Origin of the sequence: Flavobacterium sinopsychrotolerans (genome assembly GCF_900110375.1) — a bacterium.
Taxonomy (GTDB): Bacteria; Bacteroidota; Bacteroidia; order Flavobacteriales; family Flavobacteriaceae; genus Flavobacterium; species Flavobacterium sinopsychrotolerans.
The window spans coordinates 195,788-217,218 of the sequence record NZ_FODN01000005.1; the positions used below are offsets into that span (position 1 = coordinate 195,788).

Here is a 21,431-nt window from a genome sequence, read left to right on the forward strand (position 1 = left end):
TTTTATTAAAATAAGAATGCAAATTTAAATATACTTTAAAATATTAGGCCACAAAATACTATTTTTTTATCAATTTACAATTATTACATCTTTTACAGTAATTTAGAACACCCATCCTAAATAAAATTTACTGGATAAAAATTAAATCACAATCGAGCAAACTAGATTAATTTCAAACGTTAAAAAGAAGTATTTGTTTTCAAATGTAACAACATTGAATTATGTTAGACCAATAATTAAGAATATAGTTGCTAATTTAAAATCATTCAAACTATGAAATTAAAAATTCCGTTTTTTCTTTTTCTGGGCCTAAGCTTAACCACTTTTGCACAAGAAAACCTAACCTATCAAAAACCATCTCAATCCATATTGGATTTGGCGGATTATGAAAGAGCCCCTTCGGTATCGATGGACACCAAAAAAGAATACATGCTGTTGACGTACAGAAATACTTATAAATCACTGGACGATTTAAACCAAGACGAACTGCGTTTGGGCGGATTGCGGATTAATCCAATTACAAATATTTCCAGTACAGTTACGTATGTAAACAACTTGAAATTACGCAAAATAAAAGACTTGAACGAAGTACAGGTTGCAGGTTTGCCAACAAATCCTCGCATCAGTAATATCGCTTGGTCACCAAATGATAAAAAAATATCATTTTCCCACACTACCGCTTCCGGAGTTGAACTTTGGTTTATTGATGTTGCTTCGGCGAAAGCCACAAAATTAACGGAGGCGACAGTGAATGCAAATTTAGGAAGTCCGTTCAGCTGGATGAATGACAACGAAACTATTTTGGTAAAAATGTTACCGAAAAACAGAGCAGCACTTTTGGATGCCAAAAAAGATTTGCCAACCGGTCCAATAATTTCGAATGCCGATGGTGTAAAATCCCAAAATAGAACCTATCCGGATATGTTGAAAAACAAGAATGATGAAATCAATTTTGAGAACATCATGACTTCTGAATTGTACAAAGTAAACCTCAACGGAACTATCACTTTGTTCAAAAATGCGGATATGTATGCCGGAGAAAGCTTCTCTCCTGATGGAAATTACCTAATGCTGACTACCATCCAAAAACCATTTTCATATATTGTCCCATTAAGTCGTTTTCCATTAAAATCAGTAGTCTACGACAAAGCTGGAAACGAAGTAAAAGTAGTGAATGAAGTGCCGCTGACTGAAATTATCCCTAAAGGTTTTATGGCCGTTCGAAAAGGAAAAAGAAACATGAGCTGGAGAGCAGACAAGCCTGCAACATTAGCGTATGCTGAAGCTTTAGATGGTGGAGATCCAGTAAATAAAGTAGAATTCAGAGATGAAGTTTTTCTTTGGAACGCACCATTTGATACAGCAGCCACTTCATTGGTAAAAACTCCACAACGCTACGACCGAATGATTTGGGGAAATGACAACGTTGCCATAATTTCAGATGAATGGTATGATACGCGTAATACAAAAACATATATTATCAATCCATCAAATCCAAGTCAGGCTCCAAAAGTAATTTTCGACAGAAACTCACAGGATGTATATTCTGATCCGGGGAATTTTGAAACCAGAAAAAACCAATACAACAGGTATGTTTTGGCTATCGAAAATGACAATGCGTATCTTATTGGGGACGGATTTACAAAGAACGGTCAATTCCCTTTTATCAGTGAATTTAATTTGAAAACAGTACAAGCAAAACGTTTGTACACTTCAGCTTATAAAGATAAAAAAGAGGATCTATTGGAGATTGAAGACTTCAAAAAAGGAACTGTTTTAGTACAAATCCAGTCTAAAAATGAGTATCCGAATTATTACCTTAGAAACATCCAACAAAAAAACAAACTGACTCCAATTACAGCATTCAAAAACCCTTTTGAAAGCATCAAAAACGTGAGTAAGGAAGTGATTAAATACAAGCGTAAAGATGGTGTTGAATTATCCGGAACGTTGTATTTACCTGTTGGTTATGATAAGGCTAAAAAAGAGAAAATGCCATTGTTGATTTGGGCGTATCCAGCAGAATACAAAGACAAAAATTCAGCGGGACAAAGTACACAAAACCAAAATGAATTCACCTTTCCTAGTTATGGTTCGTTCGTATATTGGGTAACCAAAGGCTATGTTGTTCTTGATGATGCTGCTTTTCCTATCATTGGCGAAGGAACAACGGAACCAAATGATAATTTTATGACCCAATTAGTTGACAATGCTGAAGCGGCTATAAATGCCGTAGATGCTTTGGGATACATCAACAGAAAAAAAGTTGCCGTGGGTGGTCACTCGTATGGTGCTTTTATGACGGCAAATTTATTGACGCATTCTAATCTTTTTGCTTGCGGAATCGCTCGAAGTGGTGCGTACAACAGAACGTTGACTCCTTTTGGATTTCAAAGTGAGCAACGCAATTACTGGGAAACTCCTGAAGTATACAACACGATGTCGCCATTCATGAATGCGGACAAAATGAAAACGCCAATGCTTTTGGTACACGGGGAAGCCGATAACAATCCGGGAACATTTACTTTGCAAACCGAACGCTATTTTCAAGCTTTGAAAGGTTTAGGCGCTCCGGCAAGAATGGTAATCCTTCCAAAAGAAAGTCATGGTTATGCTGCCAAAGAGAATATTTTGCATTTGCTTTGGGAACAAGACCAATTCTTAGAAAAATATTTGAAGAATTAATTCCAACTTCAAATAAAAGCAAAACCCCGAAATCAATATGATTTCGGGGTTTTCTATTTTTAAGATAACATCAAGAACACTTCCTGATTGAGTTCTAATTCCGAATCGTGTTCAAAGAAAATCGCTCTTCGTTCAAAAGCTGCTTTAACTAAATAATGACTTCCTTTGAAATAACATTGTTTCACGACTGCTTTCATAAGAGCGTTGTCCACTACTTTCAATTGATGCGGATACAATAAAAGTAAGGCATCTTCATCGCCTTCAATGTCTATTAACTGCGATAATTTCAATTCGTTTACTTCCCCAAAAAGAGACGCAATGTATTTATTAGCCGGGTTTTCATACAAGGATTTGGAATCTCCTTTTGCCACTACTTTTCCGTTTTGAACCACAATTGTTTCATCAGAAAAAGACAAAGCATCGGTGCTATCATGCGTAGCAATAATACAGGTAACGCCTTTGTCTTTTAAGTATCGGAATAAATTGCGGCGCAACGAATTCTTTCGGAAAGAATCAATTTGACTGAATGGTTCGTCCAGCAAAATAATTTCGGGTTCCAAAGCCAAAACTCTAGCTAAAGCCACTCGTTGTTGCTGTCCACCGCTTAGGAATTTTGCTTTTACTTTTGCAAAAGCGGTCATTTCGACCATATCCAATAATTCTTGAACACGGGCTTTCTTCTCCTCGGGATACATATTCGACAAGAACTTGCCTACATTTTCTTCAACAGTTATGTACGGCATCAAATCGAAATCCTGTGCTAAATATTTAATGTAATCTTCTCCCGGAACCAGATTGTATTTGGGACCCAAAATAGGGTTTTCATTATAGGTTATCGCTCCGCTATCCAAGTCATATAATCCGTATATCAGTTTCAATAAGGTGCTTTTACCGCAACCACTTTCGCCAATAATAGCGGTGTTTTGACCTTTGGCAATTGTGAAACTAACATTTTCAATAACTGGTTTGTCAATGTAAGTGAAGGAAATATCTTTTATCTCAAGCATCATCTGTATTTAAGAGTGCAAATTTACAATGTTTAATTCAAATTTAGACACAAAAAAAGGCTGCTTCTTGACGAAACAGCCTTTGTTTTTATGGTATTTTTTGCTTAGTTTTTCACTTCAGCTTCGGCATCTTTAATCATTTTTTCATTTGCAGTAATAGCAAATTCAACACGACGGTTTTGGCTTCTACCTTCAACCGTTTCATTGGAAGCAATTGGATCAGCAATTCCTAAACCAGTAACTTGAAATCTACTTGAAGAAACACCTTTGCTATTCAAATAGTTTCTAACAGATGCTGCTCTTTCTCCTGAAAGTTTTAAGTTATAATCAGCTGGACCAGTACTGTCTGTATATCCGTAAATGGTAATATTAGTATCTGGATATTCAGCAAAAACAGGAACTAATTTATCTAAATTTGCTTTTGCAGCAGCAGTCAAAGATGATTTATTAGTATCAAAACGCACAGCGTTTTCATTCAAAACTAATTTAATACCTTCCCCTACACGAACTACTTCAGCTCCTGGAAGTGCAGCATCAATTTCTCTTGCTTGTTTGTCCATCTTGTTACCGATAACTCCACCGGCAACTCCACCAATAACACCACCTAACACAGCTCCCATTGCTCCTTTACCACCTTTACCAAGATTGTTTCCAAGAACTCCTCCAAGAACAGCTCCGGCAACAGCACCTATTCCTGCACCTCTTTGTGTTTTATTTGTGTTTTTTACTGCTTCACAACTAGTAAACATTGAACCTATAATCATTATTGTTGCCATTGCAACTATTGAAATCTTTTTCATATCTATATTATTTATTAATTAACTTTTTGAAATTGGTACACTACATCAGTCATTTTTCCTCCAACATCGATTTTATCAATCAACTGAAAAGAAGTCTCAGTTTGATTTTTCAGATATAAAATATATCCTTCTCTCACTTTTCTTGCTTTTTCACCCGCATCAAGAATTTTTAAAATAAATTGCCCATCATTATTGACAAACCAAGTAATTGGTGAACTGAATGAAACACATCCTGATTTTGTCAAAGCCATTTCTCCCTTGTTGTTATTTGAAACAAACTTCCATGTACTTCCTATAAAACACTCGGAGTCTGCAAGTTGAAAAGTATTCACTTTGATATACTGTGAACCTGGATACGTAACTGAACTGATTACCCAATTTCCTTTCATGGCAACCTGAGATTTTCTATCGGTGTTTGTACTTGTTGCTGATGTTGACTTACATGCAAACATCAAAACTGCTAATGTGCATAATAAAATAACTTTTTTCATTTTCTTAAATTTAATGAATTAATACTTACACAAATATACGAAGCAATTAAACACGTTTGTTTCAGAATTAAATTATTTTATATCATAATTAACGCTTGCGACAATTTGTCACTCCCATTATAATTGGTATTACATTTGAAAGAATTATAACCATCAAAACAAACTAAAAAATTCATAATATGACAACAGGTAAAATTAATGTTTCGGTAGAAAACATCTTTCCCTTAATCAAGAAATTCTTATACAGCGATCACGAAATTTTCTTGCGTGAATTGATTTCGAACGGAACAGATGCAACGCTTAAATTAAAGCATTTAACAAGCATTGGCGAAGCCAAAGTAGAATACGGAAACCCAATTATCGAGGTAAAAATCGACAAGGAAGGCAAAAAACTGCACATCATCGATCAAGGTCTGGGAATGACGGCTGATGAAGTAGAGAAATACATCAACCAAGTAGCGTTTTCTGGTGCTGAGGAATTTTTGGACAAATACAAAGATTCTGCTAAAGATTCTGGAATTATTGGACATTTTGGTCTTGGTTTCTATTCTGCTTTTATGGTTGCCGAAAAAGTGGAAATCATCACTAAATCGTTCAAAGATGAACCTGCTGCACACTGGACTTGCGATGGAAGCCCAGAATTTACATTAGAGCCAGCTGACAAAACTTCCCGTGGAACAGAAATCATTTTGCATATCGCCGAAGATTCTTTGGAATTCTTGGAAGAATACAAAATAAAAGAACTGTTGAACAAATACAATAAGTTCATGCCGATTCCTATTAAATTTGGAACAAAAAAAGAAAAAATAGAGCAAAAAAAGGGTGAAGAAGTTGCTGAAGAAGATAAAGACAAAACTTTTACGGAAGTTGAAGTAGACAACATCATCAACAACCCAAATCCGGCTTGGACGAAACAACCAACAGAATTATCTGCGGAGGATTACAAGAATTTCTACCATGAATTGTACCCAATGCAATTTGAAGAACCGTTATTCCACATTCATTTAAATGTAGATTATCCGTTCAACTTAACTGGTATTTTGTATTTCCCAAAATTAGGTTCTGATTTACAAATTCAGAAAGACAAAATCCAATTGTACCAAAATCAAGTGTACGTAACGGATAATGTAGAAGGAATTGTTCCTGAGTTTTTAATGATGCTAAAAGGTGTTGTGGATTCCCCGGACATTCCATTGAACGTGTCTCGTTCTGGATTGCAAGCTGATGCTGCAGTGAAGAAAATCTCGAATTACATCACGCGTAAAGTTGCCGATAAATTAAAATCATTATTCACTGAAAACCGTGAAGATTTTGAACAAAAATGGAACGACATCAAAATCGTTTTAGAGTACGGAATGCTATCTGAAGATAAATTCTACGAAAAAGCAGGTGCGTTTGTTTTGTACCCAACAGTTGACGGTAAATATTTTACCTTAGAAGAATTAAAAGAAAATCTTGCTGCAAATCAAACTGACAAAGACGGAAAATTAGTGGTTTTATACGCTGGAAACAAAGAAGCACAACACTCGTATATCGAAATTGCAAAAGACAAAGGATATGAAGTATTGTTACTGGATTCTCCAATTATCTCGCATTTAATTCAAAAAATTGAAGGCGATAACAGCAACATGACTTTTGTACGTGTGGATTCAGACCATATTGATAATTTAATCAAGAAAGAGGAAACGACTATTTCTAAATTATCCGAGGAAGAGCAAACCAACTTGAAAACAGTTCTGGAAGCTATCGTTCCTAAACAAACCTATTCCGTTCAACTGGAAGCTTTAGACAGCAATGCTTCGCCATTTATCATCACGCAACCAGAATTTATGCGTAGAATGAAAGAAATGAGTCAGTCAGGCGGTGGTGGAATGTTCGGAATGGGAAATATGCCGGAAATGTATAATTTAGTGGTGAATACGAACTCTGAATTGGCAACAAGCATCCTAAACAACAAAGACAAAGACGCTCAGGAAAGTTTGGTAAAACAAGCACTTGACTTAGCGAAATTATCTCAAAACCTATTAAAAGGAGAAGCATTAACCGCTTTCGTAAAAAGAAGTTTTGAGATGATTAAATAAGCAGAGAACCCATTTTATGAAGTAAAATGGTGTGAATCGCTTATTCCGAACTTGCTTCGGAATATCCAACATACTAAAGCTGTCCAACCTTGGGCAGCTTTTTTTTTGGAGCAGAACGATTATTTTCCAGAATCCCTTTCGTCCCGCTATGCGCTGCAATCTTTGCTTTTGACTCCTGCCACAGCAAAGGATTTTCACTCCTATCGGGGCTATTAAGGATGTTTTTGTTTTCATAATAATATTCATCAAAACCACTCAAACCAGTTCACTTATTAAATAATCCTTTTAACTATTTGTAAAGAATTATTTATATATTTGAATTAAATAAAGTATGACTGTTATCATACATATATACTAGTTAGCAAACATATTACTAAAAACTAAACGCCGAATTAAGTATGGAAGAGAACTTAGTCCAAAATTGGATTGATACTGATAAAATGATTTACGATATGATTGTAGAGATTGAATCTACGGGTAAATCTTTCCCTGAACAAGCTGAATTAGCCTTTGAAAAATTGTCCAAATTATATAATATCCCAAGAATGCCGAATGATATTGACGATGAGGAGCTTGAAGATGACGAAGAACTTGATGGTGTGACTGATAAAAGGTCTCTTTTCGAGGAACACGCATTGATTAAATATCTTGCAGAAGAAAAAGAAGATCCACGTAGCCTTGTATTATCAGCAGCTTTTCATTTACTAAATGATTACCGAGTTGACTTATTCCAAGTTGCTGAAAAGGAGTTTGGAGAAAATATCCCTGAAAAATGTAAAATTGCAATAAAAGGGGAAGGATTTAACGGAGAAGTTGTTTTTCCTCAAAAGGAATCTAAAAGTTGGTTCGAACTTGGTTGCAAAATAATGAAACAAATTAATTAAATACGTTTGCTAACAGCGGTTTTGAGCTAGCTTGATTTTCCTATCTTTGAAAAGTCAAAATACTCAACTAATCGCAGATTGGGTTTGGGAAAAAAGTTTTTATTTTTAAAACATTATGCTTTTGAATTTGAACAATATACGGCAGTTAACCCCGCTCGTGAACATTCTCAAGAGTAAAAAACTATAAATTGCAATAGGCACAAAAAGAAATTAATTATATCATACTAAAAACAAATAAATTTTGTCAAGAATTGTAATGGCAATAGGTTTAGTAATCGCTTTTATAGGTTGGATTTTATACCGACTAATAATTAAAAAAGACTTAAGTAAAAATTTAAATAACTTGTACCTTGGACTATTTTTTATAATAATATGGGCATTATTTTATTTTTTTATTGTTGAATATTTTTAAAAATCGTTTGTTAATGGCTATGCACTCTGATAAGCCAGATCGCGAGGTATATTTGTTTCCATAATGAAATCCGGCAAATGCGATAACAAGTGTAAGTTGTACAATATTCGGAATCAACTAATAAACTGTTCTACTATCTAAAAATGGCAAGTAATCATTTACGAATTGTAAAAAAAAATAAAAATTAAATATATGAAAAATATAAAACCAATACCGATGAAAAAAATAATGTTAACTCTGATTTTAGCTTTGACTTTTACAATTTCTAAAGCGACTGAAAAAGAAATAATAGCAGAAGTAGTTTTTGAGAATTTGACGGGTGAAGAATTAAGGGTTGGCGAATTTTTCATAACCGAAACTAATGAGAGAATCGAAATTAATAACACTAAAAGTTTCCAAATAACCTTGCCTAGTAAAGGCAAATATCAATTCGGATTCTCAACAGAGGATTTTACAGCATACACCTATTATCCGTCGAGAATTACAAACAAAAAAAACACAATAACAATACGTTTAGTAAAGAAGAAGGAATTGACTTTGAACAGTGGAATTTTCTCTCTTCCTATGAATTTGGACACAAATCTAACAGATGAACAAATTGAGAAAAGAATTTCTACAGGCAACTTAAATTTCATTAGTCACGGAATTGACAGCTCAATACCTCAAGAATTTTCTGATTTCAAAGAAAAATATGGTATTGGCCTTATAAAGGAAAGTTGTGTAATTGACCCTATGTCTTTTAAAAAAGCTACTGAAAACAATATAATGATTGCAGATTATTTAAATAAAAAATACGGAGAGGATTGGCTGAAAGAATTACCGACAAAACCTTTTGGAATAAAATAAAAAAACTTTCTAAAAAGTGTATTAAAGCTATGGTTTCTTTGGAACTCCTTAACACATCAACACAAGAAATCTGCAATTCAAGAAGAGGATTATAAAATATATTGCAATTGATTAATGGGATGGGAATGTAATGCAAATCTTCCATTTATTAACAATAGCTTTTTAAACAAAAAACCAAACCTGCAAGTTTACGCTTGCAGGTTTGGTTTTTTTGTAAAACAATATAAAAGGTCTAAAATATTTTTTTAATTAAAAGCAATTAGTCGGAATCTCAATTCCACAACGCAACTATTTAAAGATGACACAATACAATTGAAAAATAAATAGGCATCCCAAAAGTAATATTAAAAGGAAACGTAACTGCCAAAGCCATGGGCAAAAAGATACCTGGATTCGCCTTTGGAACTGCTATTTTCATGGCTGCCGGAACTGCAATGTAAGAAGCGCTTGCCGCTAGTACAGCAAAAATAAAACGGTTCCCAACATCATCTGTAATAAATTGACTCAAAAAAGCGACGATACAACCATTGATCAGCGGAAAAACAACTGCAAAGAAAATGCTGAACCAGCCACTCTTGAAAAAATCATTTAATTTTCGGCCACTTACAATTCCCATATCCAATAAGAATAAGGCTAAAAACCCTTTGAAAATATCAGTCGTAAAAGGCTTAATTCCTAAGGCTTGTTGTTCGCTCGCTAAAAACCCAATTACCAAACTACCCAAAATCAAAAGTACACTTCCATTAGTGAACGAATGTTTAATAATAGAACTCATCTTGGTTTTTTGAACTTCTTCCTTACTGAATAACCGTATTAAAATTACTCCTATGATAATCGCAGGAGCTTCCATCAGCGCCATTACTGCAACCATGTGCCCACTAAAAGTATAGTTTTGAATTTCTAAAAAGGAAATAGCTGTTACAAAAGTTACGGCACTCACGGAACCATAAGCCGCTGCTATAGCCCCAGAATTCTCAATGCTAAACTTCCTCTTCAAAATAAAAAAAGTATATAGCGGAATTAATCCTGCAATAATTATCCCAAATGCAATAGACCAAAGTATGTCTATGGTAAAATGACTGTGAGCCAATTCCTGTCCGCCTTTAAAACCAATTGAAAAAAGAAGGTATAGCGATATAAATTTAGAAGTGTTTTCCGGAATTTCTAAGTCACTTTTTACATAAACGGCTACAATTCCCAAAACAAAAAATAATAAGGCTGGATTGGTTAAATTCTCGAACAATAAACTGAAATTCATCTATTTTTTTATTTTAAAAAATTATTATTTTATTTTTGAGTGGCTCTTTTTAATCGGTCATTTATTGTTTTACCCAAGCCAAAATCTGGAAATCGTTCGGCAATAATGCAATCGAGATGGGAATTATCCAACCGATGCAAAGCAGCGTACAATTGTGAAGCTGCTTCTGCTAAATTTCCTGTCGGAGATAAAACTTCTTGTTGCGCAATATTTGAATCCTCAATCCTTTTTTGGAATACTAGCACTCCTATTTTTTGATTCGGAATCGATATCAGTTTCTTTTTTACATCAGCTGCCAAAAAAGTCGTAGTCAAAGGAGCATAATGTTTCGAAAGCATGCCTGGTGCCACTGGAGCGATATCATCATGGGTAATCATTTTCACCGACCCCACAACTGCTTCAATATCCTCTACAGCCAAAGAACCCATGCGATATAAAATAGGCTCCCCATTTTCAAATCCTATGATAGTTGACTCTATTCCTCTTTGACAAGCTCCCCCATCTAAAACCATCGGCAATACCTCTTCAAAATAGTCCGCGACATGTATTGCCGTAGTGGGACTTATAGAGCCAAAAGGATTGGCACTTGGAGCCGCTAAAGGATAGGCTAACTGATTCAGCAGGGCTAAGATTACTGGGTGATTTGGAACTCTCACCGCCACTGTATCTTTACCACCGGTAACTAAATCCGGAATAGTAATATGCTTTTTTAAAACCAAAGTTAAAGGTCCTGGCCAGAAAGCTTTTGCTAACAAGGCCGCTTTTTCAGGAATGTCTCTCGCAATTTCAAAAAGGACGTCTGCGGATTTTATATGAACAATCAGCGGATTAAAAAATGGTCTTTGTTTCATCGTAAAAATACTCTCAATGGCTCTTGAACTATAGATATTTCCTGCTAATCCATAAACCGTTTCGGTAGGAATTGCTATGATTTGCTCCTGATTTAAAAGCGTAACAGCTTTTGGAATCGAATTACTAATTATACTCATAAATTAAGGGTTACAGGAATCACAAAATCCTGGATCTTCGGTTGTTTTTTGACGGGGATACATTTTTTCGGAACTAAAAGAACACTTCTTGCAGCTATAAATAAAACTCAATGTGGAACGAGTAGGCGCTGCACACCAAGAACAGGGCAAGCCCTGTTTCGCATCTGTCACACAAAAACCAGGCGTTTTACAGCTTGGGCATTCGCTTTTTATCGCGTCTAATAATTTTTGTGCAGCAATTTTGATGACGCCCATTCGAGTGGGATTATACATCGCACGCATATCCGTTTCTGCATAGACACTTCCATGAGCAGACATCAAAAGCTGGAATGAATCCTCCAAATGACTTTTTGTCGTAATTCCTTTAACTAGTCCTATGACGTCATCTGGCTTGATCCTCAATAGTATGGCATGAGACGGGAATTGTACTTTATTTGCAAAATCCAAGAGCATTTCTGTATTGAGGATGTTTTCTCCATAAAAATTAGTATCCAGACTCAGTTCGCGGACCACTATTTCCAAATCATTTTTTTTATCGATAAAAATTAAAAATTCGTCGTCTGCTTGTGCAAAAAAAATAGAAGGATGTGAACCAAAAGAACCTTCACTGGCAATGCCCAGATTGCAATCAAATTGTTCCATAGCTGCTAGACACTTTGCCCTAACAGTTGCCAATACTGTATCTTTTCGCTCTATTTCTCCGGAAAAAGTTCCAAAAATATCCGAGTCATAGTTCTCAGGTACAAAGCATTGTACTCCTAGTCCTTCCTCTAAAATTGGAGTGATCACTTGTTCTTTTTGATGCTTTGTTGCAATCAATAATCGTCTGCCTTCAAACATTGCTTAATCCTTATTTCTTGGTTTAAGTACGAGTTGAATAACACCTTCAATTTCTAAATCCATATCCTTTAGTGCCGCTTCCTTTATAAGCTCCTTAATGTAGGCCGATGCATCTAAAAGTGTCTCTTGTCTTATTTTTGAATGTGGATTCTCTTTATTGAACCGAATCTGATTGCTAAATATTTCTAAATTATGATAGTTAATCTTACTATTTATCAATGAAAACAGTACTTTGCCTGCTTCTGATGGCGAAAACTGCCCTTCAACCAGCTTAAATTGATATTCTTTCTTCATAGCGTTTTATAATAAAATTTTATTTTTTTGTAATGTGTAAGTCGTAAAAAATATTCCTGAACCAAGAAACAGGGTAAAAAACAAATTGTTAGGTTCTAGGAATGTCAATAGTATTCCAACGATTAGCCAAATCACCGCAACGAGTAAACTAATTCCTTTATTTTTGATTTTATGTATCATAGCGACTAATTTAATTTCTCCAAAGGTAAAATCACTGATTCATAAATTTTTATTTATATTTGTAATGATATACATAAAAAATATTTATGAATTATACACTCCATCAGCTACAAGTATTCTTAAAAATAGCACAAAACGAGAGCATTACTAAGGCTGCGGCAGAACTTCATCTTACGCAACCCGCAGTTTCCATTCAATTAAGAAATCTTCAAGATCAATTTGATGTTCCATTAACGGAGGTAATCGGAAGAAAGCTTTATGTGACCGATTTTGGAAAAGAAATTGCCATGGCAGCTGAAAAAATTCTTAATGAAGTACATGCCATCAATTATAAAACAATGGAATTCAAGGGGCAACTCACCGGGAGATTGAAAATTTCCGTCGTATCCACAGGCAAGTATGTTATACCCTATTTTTTATCTGATTTTCTAAAAAAGAATCAAGGTGTGGAATTAAGTTTGGATGTAACTAATAAAATTAAAGTACTCAAAAATTTAGAAAGAAATGAAGTAGATTTCTCTTTAGTATCAGTATTACCTGATTCTCTGCAAATTGAAAAAGTGGAGTTAATGCCAAATTCGCTGTACCTTATTGCTAATAGTGACCAAAAAACAGCAACAGGAATTCAAGATAAAAGTATTATCGAAACCCTATCCATAATCTATCGGGAAGAAGGATCAGGGACACGTTTCGTAATGGAAAAATTCATTGAAAACAATCAGTTGACGGTTCCAAAAAAAATGGTGCTCACTAGTAATGAAGCTATAAAACAAGCTGTATTGGCTGGACTTGGATGTTCTATTATGCCTTTAATTGGAATTAAGAATGAACTCAACAATCGTGATTTACAAATAATCCCTGTAAAAGGTTTACCAATTCAGTCCAACTGGAATTTAATATGGTTAAAAGGCAAGAAGTTTTCACCGGTCGCTGCTGCCTATTTAAAATTCATACAAGAAGAAAAAATAAGAATTATCGAGCAAAAATTTAATTGGATAAATGTAATAAAGGATGTTAATCACGCATAGAACAAAATGATTTTGCACCTGAGAACTTTGGCATTTTTTTAGTTTTAAATTTGTATTTCTGTCTCAAAATCGATTTTGGCTATCGCAGCTAGTTAAGACCATAGAATAGGCACCAATCTCGCTAATCGATAGCAGCTTTCTTCATCTAAACTTTTTATGTTAATTCATTTCCATTGTAATAAATAGTATCGGCTACCGTTTTGTAAGCTTTAAGATAATCAATAGCTTCAATTTCAGCAGTTGTAATTTCTAAATTATCCGAATAATGATTTGTCTCGTAATGATTTAAAATTCCTTTTAGTTCCAATGCTTTAATTTGTAACTGAGCTTTTTGTCTAAATCGAGACAATTCCTTTTCAACAATTACTAATTTTTCTTTTGATATTTTTAGCTTCCCTTTTTTGTATTGTGTCAAGTTATAAATTTCAAGTAAATCCATTTCTTCAACTTGCTGAATTAAAATTTTCAAATTGAAAGGATTTTCAACTAATGGTAAAACAATCCGGATTGATCTAATAATTCTCTTCACAACAGTAGGATCTTCTTTTCCCCACTGAAAAATCTGATCGTAGCAAAAGTCAATGAATTCCTCAAAATTAAATTCATTTACCTGTATTTTTTTGGAACCCAAAGTCCTGGAATCCGAAGAAGGAAATTCTCGTATGGCTAATTCTTTTGCTATTTCCCCTATTTGGTCTATACAATTCAAACAAGTCGTTGGATCATTCACCGCAGGAGAAATGGCTTTTATCGCAATATCTACTAGTTTCCTAACACCAAAATTCACATCTTGCGTGTGACTTCTGAACAACTTAACTTTAAAAGTAGTACTGACAATCGCTCCTATTTCATTCTTCAAACGAAGTATCTGATTCATTTGGAGTTCCTCGTTAAAAACTAATACGATAAGCGTAGTAGTATCTTTCATAATAAATTCCCCTACAATAGGTTTTTGATAGGCGTTTTCAAAAAGAACGCCCACATCAGAACTACTGATATATTCCGTTATTTTTTCTAGTTTTTTATAATTTACGCTATCCAAATAACCGGTTTCAAAGGGACTTACAATTTTTACTTGAAATTTATCCGGGTTAATTTTGGAACGTTTGTAGAGGAGATTCTTTCCCACACTCCAATTTTCCTGATACAAATCATTGATTTCTTCAACCATTTCCGATTTGATTCCATTTGTAATACTGGAAACATTCATGTTTATACTTAAATAGCTGATCATATTAGGATAAGACCATACCAGACAATAAAAAGCAAGCAGAGAACCAGTAGTAAGTGTTAAAAGAAAAGAAGTTTGGTAAAAAACGGAAGCCAATTGAGGTAATACACACAACGAAATAGTACCCACAAACAATCCGATAAATTGTTGCATCTTGATATTATTTGACAAAAAATGTCTTAAAATTCGGGGTGAAAACTGAGAGGATGCCAGCTGCATCACAACAAAAATAACAGAGAAAGTAGTTAATGAAATTCCAATAAGAATAGAGATTAGAATAGCAGAAACCGGAATCAGCCGATTGTAAATTTCCATTTCATTGATTTTGAATTTCATTCCAAAATCAACATAATAGTCAATTGTCAATAAAACAGAACCAATAATAAACGCATAAATACCACTGGTAAAGGTACCCATATGTTTTATCTGATGTTCCAATATATTTTTGACTCGCTGTCTTAATTTTTGTATCATAATTTAAATTTCAATAGGTAAATTTAGCTTAAATATGTCTTTTTCAGAATGATTTAGCTTACTTTATACATCAAACAGAAAAGTAGTTGAGACAGTAAACTTAGCAAAAACTTATCAGAACTCATAAAAAGGGAAAATATTGGCGTATTTCGTAAAGAGAAGTTTCCAGATTATTTGATTAAATTTTAAAGCATAAAAAACCTGCAAGCGTAAACTTACAGGTCTTTGTGTTTAGGAATAAAATTGTACGTTATTGATTCAAGATATTTCCTTCTTCTTTTTTCTCTTTATTTAATAAATTAGGATCCTCTTTTGCCAATTTGTTTTTTGTTGGAATTTTGTAATTTACACTGAATCCAAAACGACGTGTATCGTTTTTATTTGCCAATAACAAAGGCGTACCAACAGAACTAAACACAAATCGGTTCGAATTAAGGATATCATCCGCACTTATTGAAACCGACAATTGGTCCTTGAAAAATTTTTTAGAAAACGTTAAATCAAGCGTATTATTAAAAGGTTTCTCAGCAATGAAATAAAAATAATTCCCCTTCGGCATGATGTAATTAAAGTTAGCTACAAACTTGATGTCTTTTGGCAACAGAATTTGAGACATCAAATTAAACATCCAAAAACCATTGGTCTTAATTTCGGGAATTTGATGAAACTGATACGCCGTATACACATATAAAAAGTTCATTTTATCCGGATTAATATTCATTTTCATAGTTTCTTTAAGTCCTTCTGTAAAAAGCATATACGGAATTGGCAATCCCACATTAAAGTTATGAATTTTTATTTGAGGGACATTTATATTGGTATTTGCAACACCATCGTCTGTTAGCAATACTCTGTTGATTACCTGATTTTGAGCAGAACTTACATTGTATCCGATAAAAGCATAATCAAAAGCACTCAATTTTGCTTCGTAATTATCAAAAATAGTAGGTTGCAAATTCGGGTTTCCGGAATATTCAATATTTGGATTTTGATAATTGGTGTTGTTTGGATTTAAAGCAGAAGTGCTTGGCAAACTTATTTTCTTATTGTAATTGACATTAAAATAAACAGAATTACTGAAATTATATTGAGCACTTGCATTTGGAAAAAAACGGAATTGTTTAAACGGAATTAAATCCGCAGTGTCGGTTTTTCCAGTAATGTTGTAATCCTCGGCTCTACCGCCCACAATAAAATTGAACTTATCAAATTTAGTTTGTAACTCACCGTAAGCTGCTGCTGTTTTCCGTTGATAATCCAAGTTCACAATTTCCATGTTTTGGGTTTCAAAAAGAAGCGCTTCATATAAACCACCAAAGCTTATTTTCCCTTCATCAGAAAATGCAATGGGTTGCGAATAATCAAATTTAGCGTTATACAATTGCTGTGTCGAAGCATTATCTAATAGTGTAGCATTATTAGTTCTAGAATTCAGTGTGAAATCGTTTTGGTTGTTATTGTAATTGAATCTAAAATCCAATTTTTTAGATTTATCCTCAAACTTTTTTTGGAAAGTAACAACAAAATCCTGACGCAAAGCATCCGTAAAGGAATCATCATTGGTACTAAAACTGGGACCATTTCCTAATGTATTGCTATTATTGTTGCTGTAGTTCACATCGTAATTAAATAACAATCGGTCGTTGCCAATATCAAACGTAAGTGCAGATTTTGCAAAATTAGTACGTCCGAAGCGATCTGCCTCAGTTGTGGAAAGTAACGAAGTCGTATTATTTTCATTTTTAGTCAGTGAAGTCCACACCGCTGATTCTCTATAATTTTGTCCAACATTCAATTGCCATCCAAAATATTTATTCTTAGCGCTCAACAACAGACTATTATTTATTCTCCATCGCAAATGATCGTAACTAGTAATATTAGTACTATTGGTATACGTAGCGCTTAGATAATTTTTAGCGTTTTTATTCGTGATGATATTCATGATCGCACCACCGGAAGTAGCTGGAAACTCTGCTCCTGGTTGCGTGATGATCTCAATTTTTTCAATGGCATTCGCAGGCATTCCTTCTAGAAAAGAATTTAGTTCATTTGAAGTAATATTAAGCGGTCTTCCGTCCATAAAAACATCCAACTGTTTGCCTTGATACATCATCCCAGCCACATCTGAAGCGATAAGTCCAGGTAGTTTTTTAATCCCTTCTAATACGGATCCGGAATTCAAACTGGGCTGACTGGAAAAATCAAATATGGTTCTGTCCGCTTTTTGCTCAATAGCTTTTTTAGTTTTTACAATTGCAACTTCGTTCAATTCTACTGCTTTTTTGGGTTCTTCTTGAGCCGAGAGTGTGAATATCGCTCCCAAAAAAAACATACTCAATAAATGATTCTTTTTCATCGTTTCTATTTGTGTTACTCCTTTAGTAGTGCAAAGGTTCTAAACGTTACCAAAAAACGAAATGATTTTAGAAATGATTGTTTCCGAATCAAGTTTATACCTTAGACAACTCAGAAAAAAGAACTAAAATTTTAAACTTTATTTCAATCGAACATCCTATCCATTTAGCCTTAATCTCCTCATTGCAAAGCAAAATCAAAACAGAATTAAAGTCTTAAACATTAACTCCTCTTTTAGTAGCCAGAACTAGGAACAAAATCCTATCTTTGCCCGCTTTTTAAAATTGAAAAAAATGATAAAGAATAACGTATTAAAAGGAGTTTTCCTGGTAGGTCTTGGCGCAACGAGTTATGGAATGCTGGCTACTTTTGTAAAAATAGCCTACGGAGAAGGTTTTACAACACCCGAAGTTACCATTGCGCAATTCGTATACGGAATCACGGGAATGCTGCTTATTAATATGTTTCAAAAAGCTAAAAAGGGAAATGACGTTATAAAAGCATCCAAGAAAAACATTACGCAACTAATGCTGGCGGGAACTTCGCTGGGAATGACGAGTATTTTTTATTATTTGGCCGTTAAATACATTCCCGTTTCAATTGCAATCGTTTTATTGATGCAAACCGTTTGGATGGGTGTTTTATTCGAAATGATTTTAGAAAAGAAATTACCTTCCACTCAAAAAATCATATCGGTAATCATCGTATTATTTGGAACGGCGCTTGCCACAAATCTGATTCAAAGCAAAGTAGAATTAGACTGGCGCGGCATCGTTTTGGGACTATTGGCTGCAACTTCCTTCACCACAACCATGTTTACCGCTAATCGAGTAGCCACACATGTTTCCTCAGCGCAACGCAGTTTATACATGCTTCTTGGTGGTGCTGTTATTGTAACCGGATTTGCAATTGCGACACAAACTACTCCTTTCAATTTTGAGATTTTCATGAAATGGGGAATCATACTGGCTCTTTTTGGAACCATAATTCCACCTTTATTGTTCAATGCTGGTTTCCCACTTACCGGAATTGGTCTGGGAAGTATTGTTTCTGCACTGGAACTTCCCGTATCAGTACTTATGGCATACTTTCTTTTGAGCGAAAATGTGAGTTTAATCCAATGGATTGGAATTATTTTAATCATCTTGGCAATTGTCATTATGAATGTGAATTTTAAGAAATCAAACTAATTTGTATTCAAATATTTGTGTTGATTATATCAAAATTTTTATAAATTCGTAACAAATAATTTTATTATGAATTTACCTTGGCATTTATATGTGATGGCTTTTGTTTACTTTATTGCAGGATTAAACCATTTCAGAAACCCGAGATTGTACCTGAAAATCATTCCGCCTTATTTCCCGAATCCCAAATTACTAAACCAGATTAGTGGTTTAGCGGAAATAATTTTGGGAATTGCATTGTGCATTCCGGTGCTTTCAAGCTACGCCGCTTGGGGAGTAATCGCTTTATTGATTGCTATTTTCCCGACACATTTGTACATGTATTTTGATGAAAAAGCAAGAATGGGTTTGCCAAAATGGGTTTTGCTTTTGCGAATGCCTTTACAATTAGTTCTCATTTTCTGGGCGTACCAATATACATAATCCGGTGAAATCACTTTTCGAATCCACATCCGAACCCCTATTTCTTGATTTGCCGGATGCTAAAATCATCTATTATCCTCAGTTTTTTGACAAAGAGCAAGCGGATATTATTTTTTCCGCATTACTAAAAGATATTCCTTGGCAACATGACGAAATTCGGGTATATGGAAAAATTCATCCGCAACCCCGTTTGACGGCTTTGTTTGGAAACGAAGGAAAACCCTACACCTATTCGAACATAACCATGCAACCGCATCCTTGGAATTTGCTTTTGCAAAAGCTGAAAACAGAAATCGAAAGAGTTTCGGATACCATTTTCACAACCGTTTTACTCAATCAGTATCGCGACGGAAAAGACAGCAACGGCTGGCATGCCGATAACGAAAAAGAATTAGGGATAAATCCTGTTATAGCTTCGTTGAGTTTTGGTTCAGAACGCACGTTTCAGCTGAAACATAATTTAGACAAAGACCAGAAAAAAAGCATCGTTCTGGAACACGGAAGTTTACTCCTGATGAAAGGAACCACACAACATTTCTGGAAACATCAAATTCCAAAAACTGCAAAGCCCATTGGTCCCAGAATAAATGCTACTTTTCGGGTAATCAAATAGATATTTTATAAAAAATTTATTAGATTTGGAACAAATACTCAAATTATGGATGCTATCATTGCTTATTTTTCTACGATTCCGTCTTCACACCGAAGTTTAATTCTTGTGGGTGGAATCACTTTTTTTTGGCTGATTGAAAATGCTTTTCCGCTTTTTAATTTCACCTATAAAAAATGGCATCATGCGGGTATTAATATCTTTATGACGTTTACGACTATTGTAGTGAATTTTTGTTTGGCCTTTATATTGTTGAAATCAGCCGACTGGACAATTGCCAACAATTTTGGAATTCTACAATGGCTGCCGGAAATGTCCTTGTGGCTTTACGCATTAGTCGGATTACTTTTATTGGATTTTATTGGCGCCTATTTGGTACATTTAGTAGAACATAAAACCAAATTCTTATGGCGTTTCCATTTGATCCATCACACGGATACATGGATTGATACCACAACAGCAAACAGGCATCATCCGGGAGAAAGTATAATTAGGTTTGCATTTACTGCTTTCGGAGTTTTGATCATAGGAAGTCCCATGTGGATGGTTTTCCTGTACCAAACGCTATCCGTTGTGGCAACCCAATTCAATCATGCGAACATTTCGCTTCCAAAAAAAGTAGACACTATTTTGAGTTATTTTATTGTTTCTCCGGACATGCACAAAGTACACCACCACTATGTTTTGCCATATACGGATAGTAATTATGGAAATATATTCTCAATTTGGGACCGACTTTTCGGGACTTTCATGACGCTTCCAAAAGAAGAAATCATTTACGGAATTGACACGCATCCGAAGCCCGAAGAGCACAATGAATTAAAAAATTTATTGAAAATACCGTTTCAAAAAGCACCATTAAAATAAAATAAACAAAAAGCATAAAAAAAATGACCTTTTGAGAAAATCTAATTATTTTTTTTCTTAATATTGGTATCAAATTAGAAATGTAATTTATTAATCATTAACAACTTATTTGAATTAATTTTCACGTGATGAAAAAGAGTAACCGAAAAGAATTGAACTGGGAGCAAACAGAAAAACTTGTTACATTGGCTTTAGAAGAAAAAAATCCTTTTGAAATCATAAAAAAAGAATTTGGTTTGGTCGAAAAAGAAGTTCTTGAGATCATGAAAAAGAAGATGCCGGCAGAAAAATTCGAAATGTGGAAGAAGAAAGCTACTGCAAATAAACCAAAACCAAAACCCGTTAAAATTGATGATTTTGATGAAGACTTGGATGGTAAGTATTATATAAAAAACAAACTAGATTAAAATGAAACTCCTGAAATTCGGGAGTTTTTTTTTAATAATTAATTGAGAAGATCAGAAAATCAAAAGTCCAACTTTAAGCTCT

General features: G+C 34.3%; 19 protein-coding genes. 10 read left to right on the top strand and 9 right to left on the bottom strand.

The genetic code is table 11. The features are described from left to right. The first annotated feature begins 273 nt into the window (after nucleotides 1-273). The gene (locus BMX64_RS10865; protein ID WP_091171735.1) at nucleotides 274-2,685 is read left to right on the top strand and encodes an alpha/beta hydrolase family protein; all 2,412 of its coding nucleotides are present in this window, start codon (nucleotides 274-276) and stop codon (nucleotides 2,683-2,685) included. Nucleotides 2,686-2,744: 59 nt separating this feature from the next. Here the strand turns inward: BMX64_RS10865 and BMX64_RS10870 are convergent, their stop codons facing one another. The 3 genes from BMX64_RS10870 to BMX64_RS10880 form a co-directional block, all read right to left on the bottom strand. After that, nucleotides 2,745-3,692: an ABC transporter ATP-binding protein gene (locus BMX64_RS10870; protein ID WP_091171736.1), complete on the bottom strand. Its 948-nt coding sequence runs from the start codon at nucleotides 3,690-3,692 to the stop codon at nucleotides 2,745-2,747. Between the two features lie 104 nt (nucleotides 3,693-3,796). After that, complete coding sequence (locus BMX64_RS10875; protein ID WP_091171738.1) at nucleotides 3,797-4,492, bottom strand: YiaD family glycine zipper/OmpA-like lipoprotein; 696 nt, start codon at nucleotides 4,490-4,492, stop codon at nucleotides 3,797-3,799. A 14-nt stretch (nucleotides 4,493-4,506) separates the two neighbouring features. Next, complete coding sequence (locus BMX64_RS10880) at nucleotides 4,507-4,983, bottom strand: lipocalin family protein (protein WP_091171740.1); 477 nt, start codon at nucleotides 4,981-4,983, stop codon at nucleotides 4,507-4,509. 179 nt (nucleotides 4,984-5,162) lie between these two features. On the opposite strand from BMX64_RS10880, the gene htpG reads away from it, so the two are divergent. From htpG to BMX64_RS10900, 3 genes are all read left to right on the top strand, one after another. Continuing rightward, nucleotides 5,163-7,064, top strand: a complete 1,902-nt coding sequence (gene htpG, locus BMX64_RS10885; protein WP_091171742.1) for a molecular chaperone HtpG — start codon at nucleotides 5,163-5,165, stop codon at nucleotides 7,062-7,064. Nucleotides 7,065-7,462: 398 nt separating this feature from the next. Next, nucleotides 7,463-7,948, top strand: coding sequence for a hypothetical protein (locus BMX64_RS10895; protein ID WP_091171745.1), 486 nt, complete (start codon nucleotides 7,463-7,465; stop codon nucleotides 7,946-7,948). A gap of 604 nt (nucleotides 7,949-8,552) precedes the next feature. Further along, complete coding sequence (locus BMX64_RS10900; protein ID WP_244273283.1) at nucleotides 8,553-9,206, top strand: FEKKY domain-containing protein; 654 nt, start codon at nucleotides 8,553-8,555, stop codon at nucleotides 9,204-9,206. Between the two features lie 292 nt (nucleotides 9,207-9,498). Here BMX64_RS10900 and BMX64_RS10905 read toward each other — a convergent pair whose 3' ends face one another. Genes BMX64_RS10905 through BMX64_RS10920 form a run of 4 tightly spaced genes read right to left on the bottom strand, consistent with a single transcriptional unit; the run spans nucleotide 9,499 to nucleotide 12,587 of the window. Continuing rightward, entirely contained in the window at nucleotides 9,499-10,464 is a 966-nt protein-coding gene (locus tag BMX64_RS10905) for a sodium-dependent bicarbonate transport family permease (protein ID WP_091171747.1), read from the bottom strand. Between the two features lie 29 nt (nucleotides 10,465-10,493). Next, nucleotides 10,494-11,453: an L-threonylcarbamoyladenylate synthase gene (locus tag BMX64_RS10910; RefSeq protein WP_091171750.1), complete on the bottom strand. Its 960-nt coding sequence runs from the start codon at nucleotides 11,451-11,453 to the stop codon at nucleotides 10,494-10,496. A 3-nt stretch (nucleotides 11,454-11,456) separates the two neighbouring features. Next, entirely contained in the window at nucleotides 11,457-12,293 is an 837-nt protein-coding gene (locus tag BMX64_RS10915; protein WP_091171752.1) for a DUF6671 family protein, read from the bottom strand. Between the two features lie 3 nt (nucleotides 12,294-12,296). Continuing rightward, the gene (locus BMX64_RS10920; protein WP_091171754.1) at nucleotides 12,297-12,587 is read right to left on the bottom strand and encodes a hypothetical protein; all 291 of its coding nucleotides are present in this window, start codon (nucleotides 12,585-12,587) and stop codon (nucleotides 12,297-12,299) included. A 266-nt stretch (nucleotides 12,588-12,853) separates the two neighbouring features. Between BMX64_RS10920 and BMX64_RS10925 the strand changes: the two genes are divergently transcribed. Continuing rightward, a complete protein-coding gene (locus BMX64_RS10925) occupies nucleotides 12,854-13,795 on the top strand; it encodes a LysR family transcriptional regulator (RefSeq protein ID WP_091171756.1) in 942 nt (313 codons plus the stop codon). A 154-nt stretch (nucleotides 13,796-13,949) separates the two neighbouring features. Here BMX64_RS10925 and BMX64_RS10930 read toward each other — a convergent pair whose 3' ends face one another. Together BMX64_RS10930 and BMX64_RS10935 are read right to left on the bottom strand one after the other, a co-directional pair. Continuing rightward, the gene (locus BMX64_RS10930; protein ID WP_091171758.1) at nucleotides 13,950-15,500 is read right to left on the bottom strand and encodes a DUF2254 family protein; all 1,551 of its coding nucleotides are present in this window, start codon (nucleotides 15,498-15,500) and stop codon (nucleotides 13,950-13,952) included. A 250-nt stretch (nucleotides 15,501-15,750) separates the two neighbouring features. Further along, nucleotides 15,751-17,856: a TonB-dependent receptor domain-containing protein gene (locus tag BMX64_RS10935; protein WP_091171760.1), complete on the bottom strand. Its 2,106-nt coding sequence runs from the start codon at nucleotides 17,854-17,856 to the stop codon at nucleotides 15,751-15,753. Between the two features lie 292 nt (nucleotides 17,857-18,148). On the opposite strand from BMX64_RS10935, the gene BMX64_RS10940 reads away from it, so the two are divergent. From BMX64_RS10940 to BMX64_RS10960, 5 genes are all read left to right on the top strand, one after another. Next, nucleotides 18,149-19,045 (top strand): EamA family transporter, encoded by an 897-nt coding sequence (locus BMX64_RS10940; RefSeq protein WP_091171762.1) that lies wholly within the window; start codon nucleotides 18,149-18,151, stop codon nucleotides 19,043-19,045. Between the two features lie 66 nt (nucleotides 19,046-19,111). Next, the gene (locus BMX64_RS10945; RefSeq protein WP_091171764.1) at nucleotides 19,112-19,465 is read left to right on the top strand and encodes a DoxX family protein; all 354 of its coding nucleotides are present in this window, start codon (nucleotides 19,112-19,114) and stop codon (nucleotides 19,463-19,465) included. A gap of 4 nt (nucleotides 19,466-19,469) precedes the next feature. Next, nucleotides 19,470-20,078, top strand: coding sequence for an alpha-ketoglutarate-dependent dioxygenase AlkB family protein (locus tag BMX64_RS10950; RefSeq protein ID WP_091171767.1), 609 nt, complete (start codon nucleotides 19,470-19,472; stop codon nucleotides 20,076-20,078). 45 nt (nucleotides 20,079-20,123) lie between these two features. Then, nucleotides 20,124-20,942 carry a sterol desaturase family protein gene (locus BMX64_RS10955; protein ID WP_091171769.1) on the top strand — a complete coding sequence of 273 codons (819 nt, stop codon included), beginning with the start codon at nucleotides 20,124-20,126 and terminating at the stop codon, nucleotides 20,940-20,942. Between the two features lie 128 nt (nucleotides 20,943-21,070). After that, entirely contained in the window at nucleotides 21,071-21,349 is a 279-nt protein-coding gene (locus BMX64_RS10960; protein WP_091171771.1) for a DUF2805 domain-containing protein, read from the top strand. The last annotated feature ends 82 nt before the right edge of the window (nucleotides 21,350-21,431 follow it).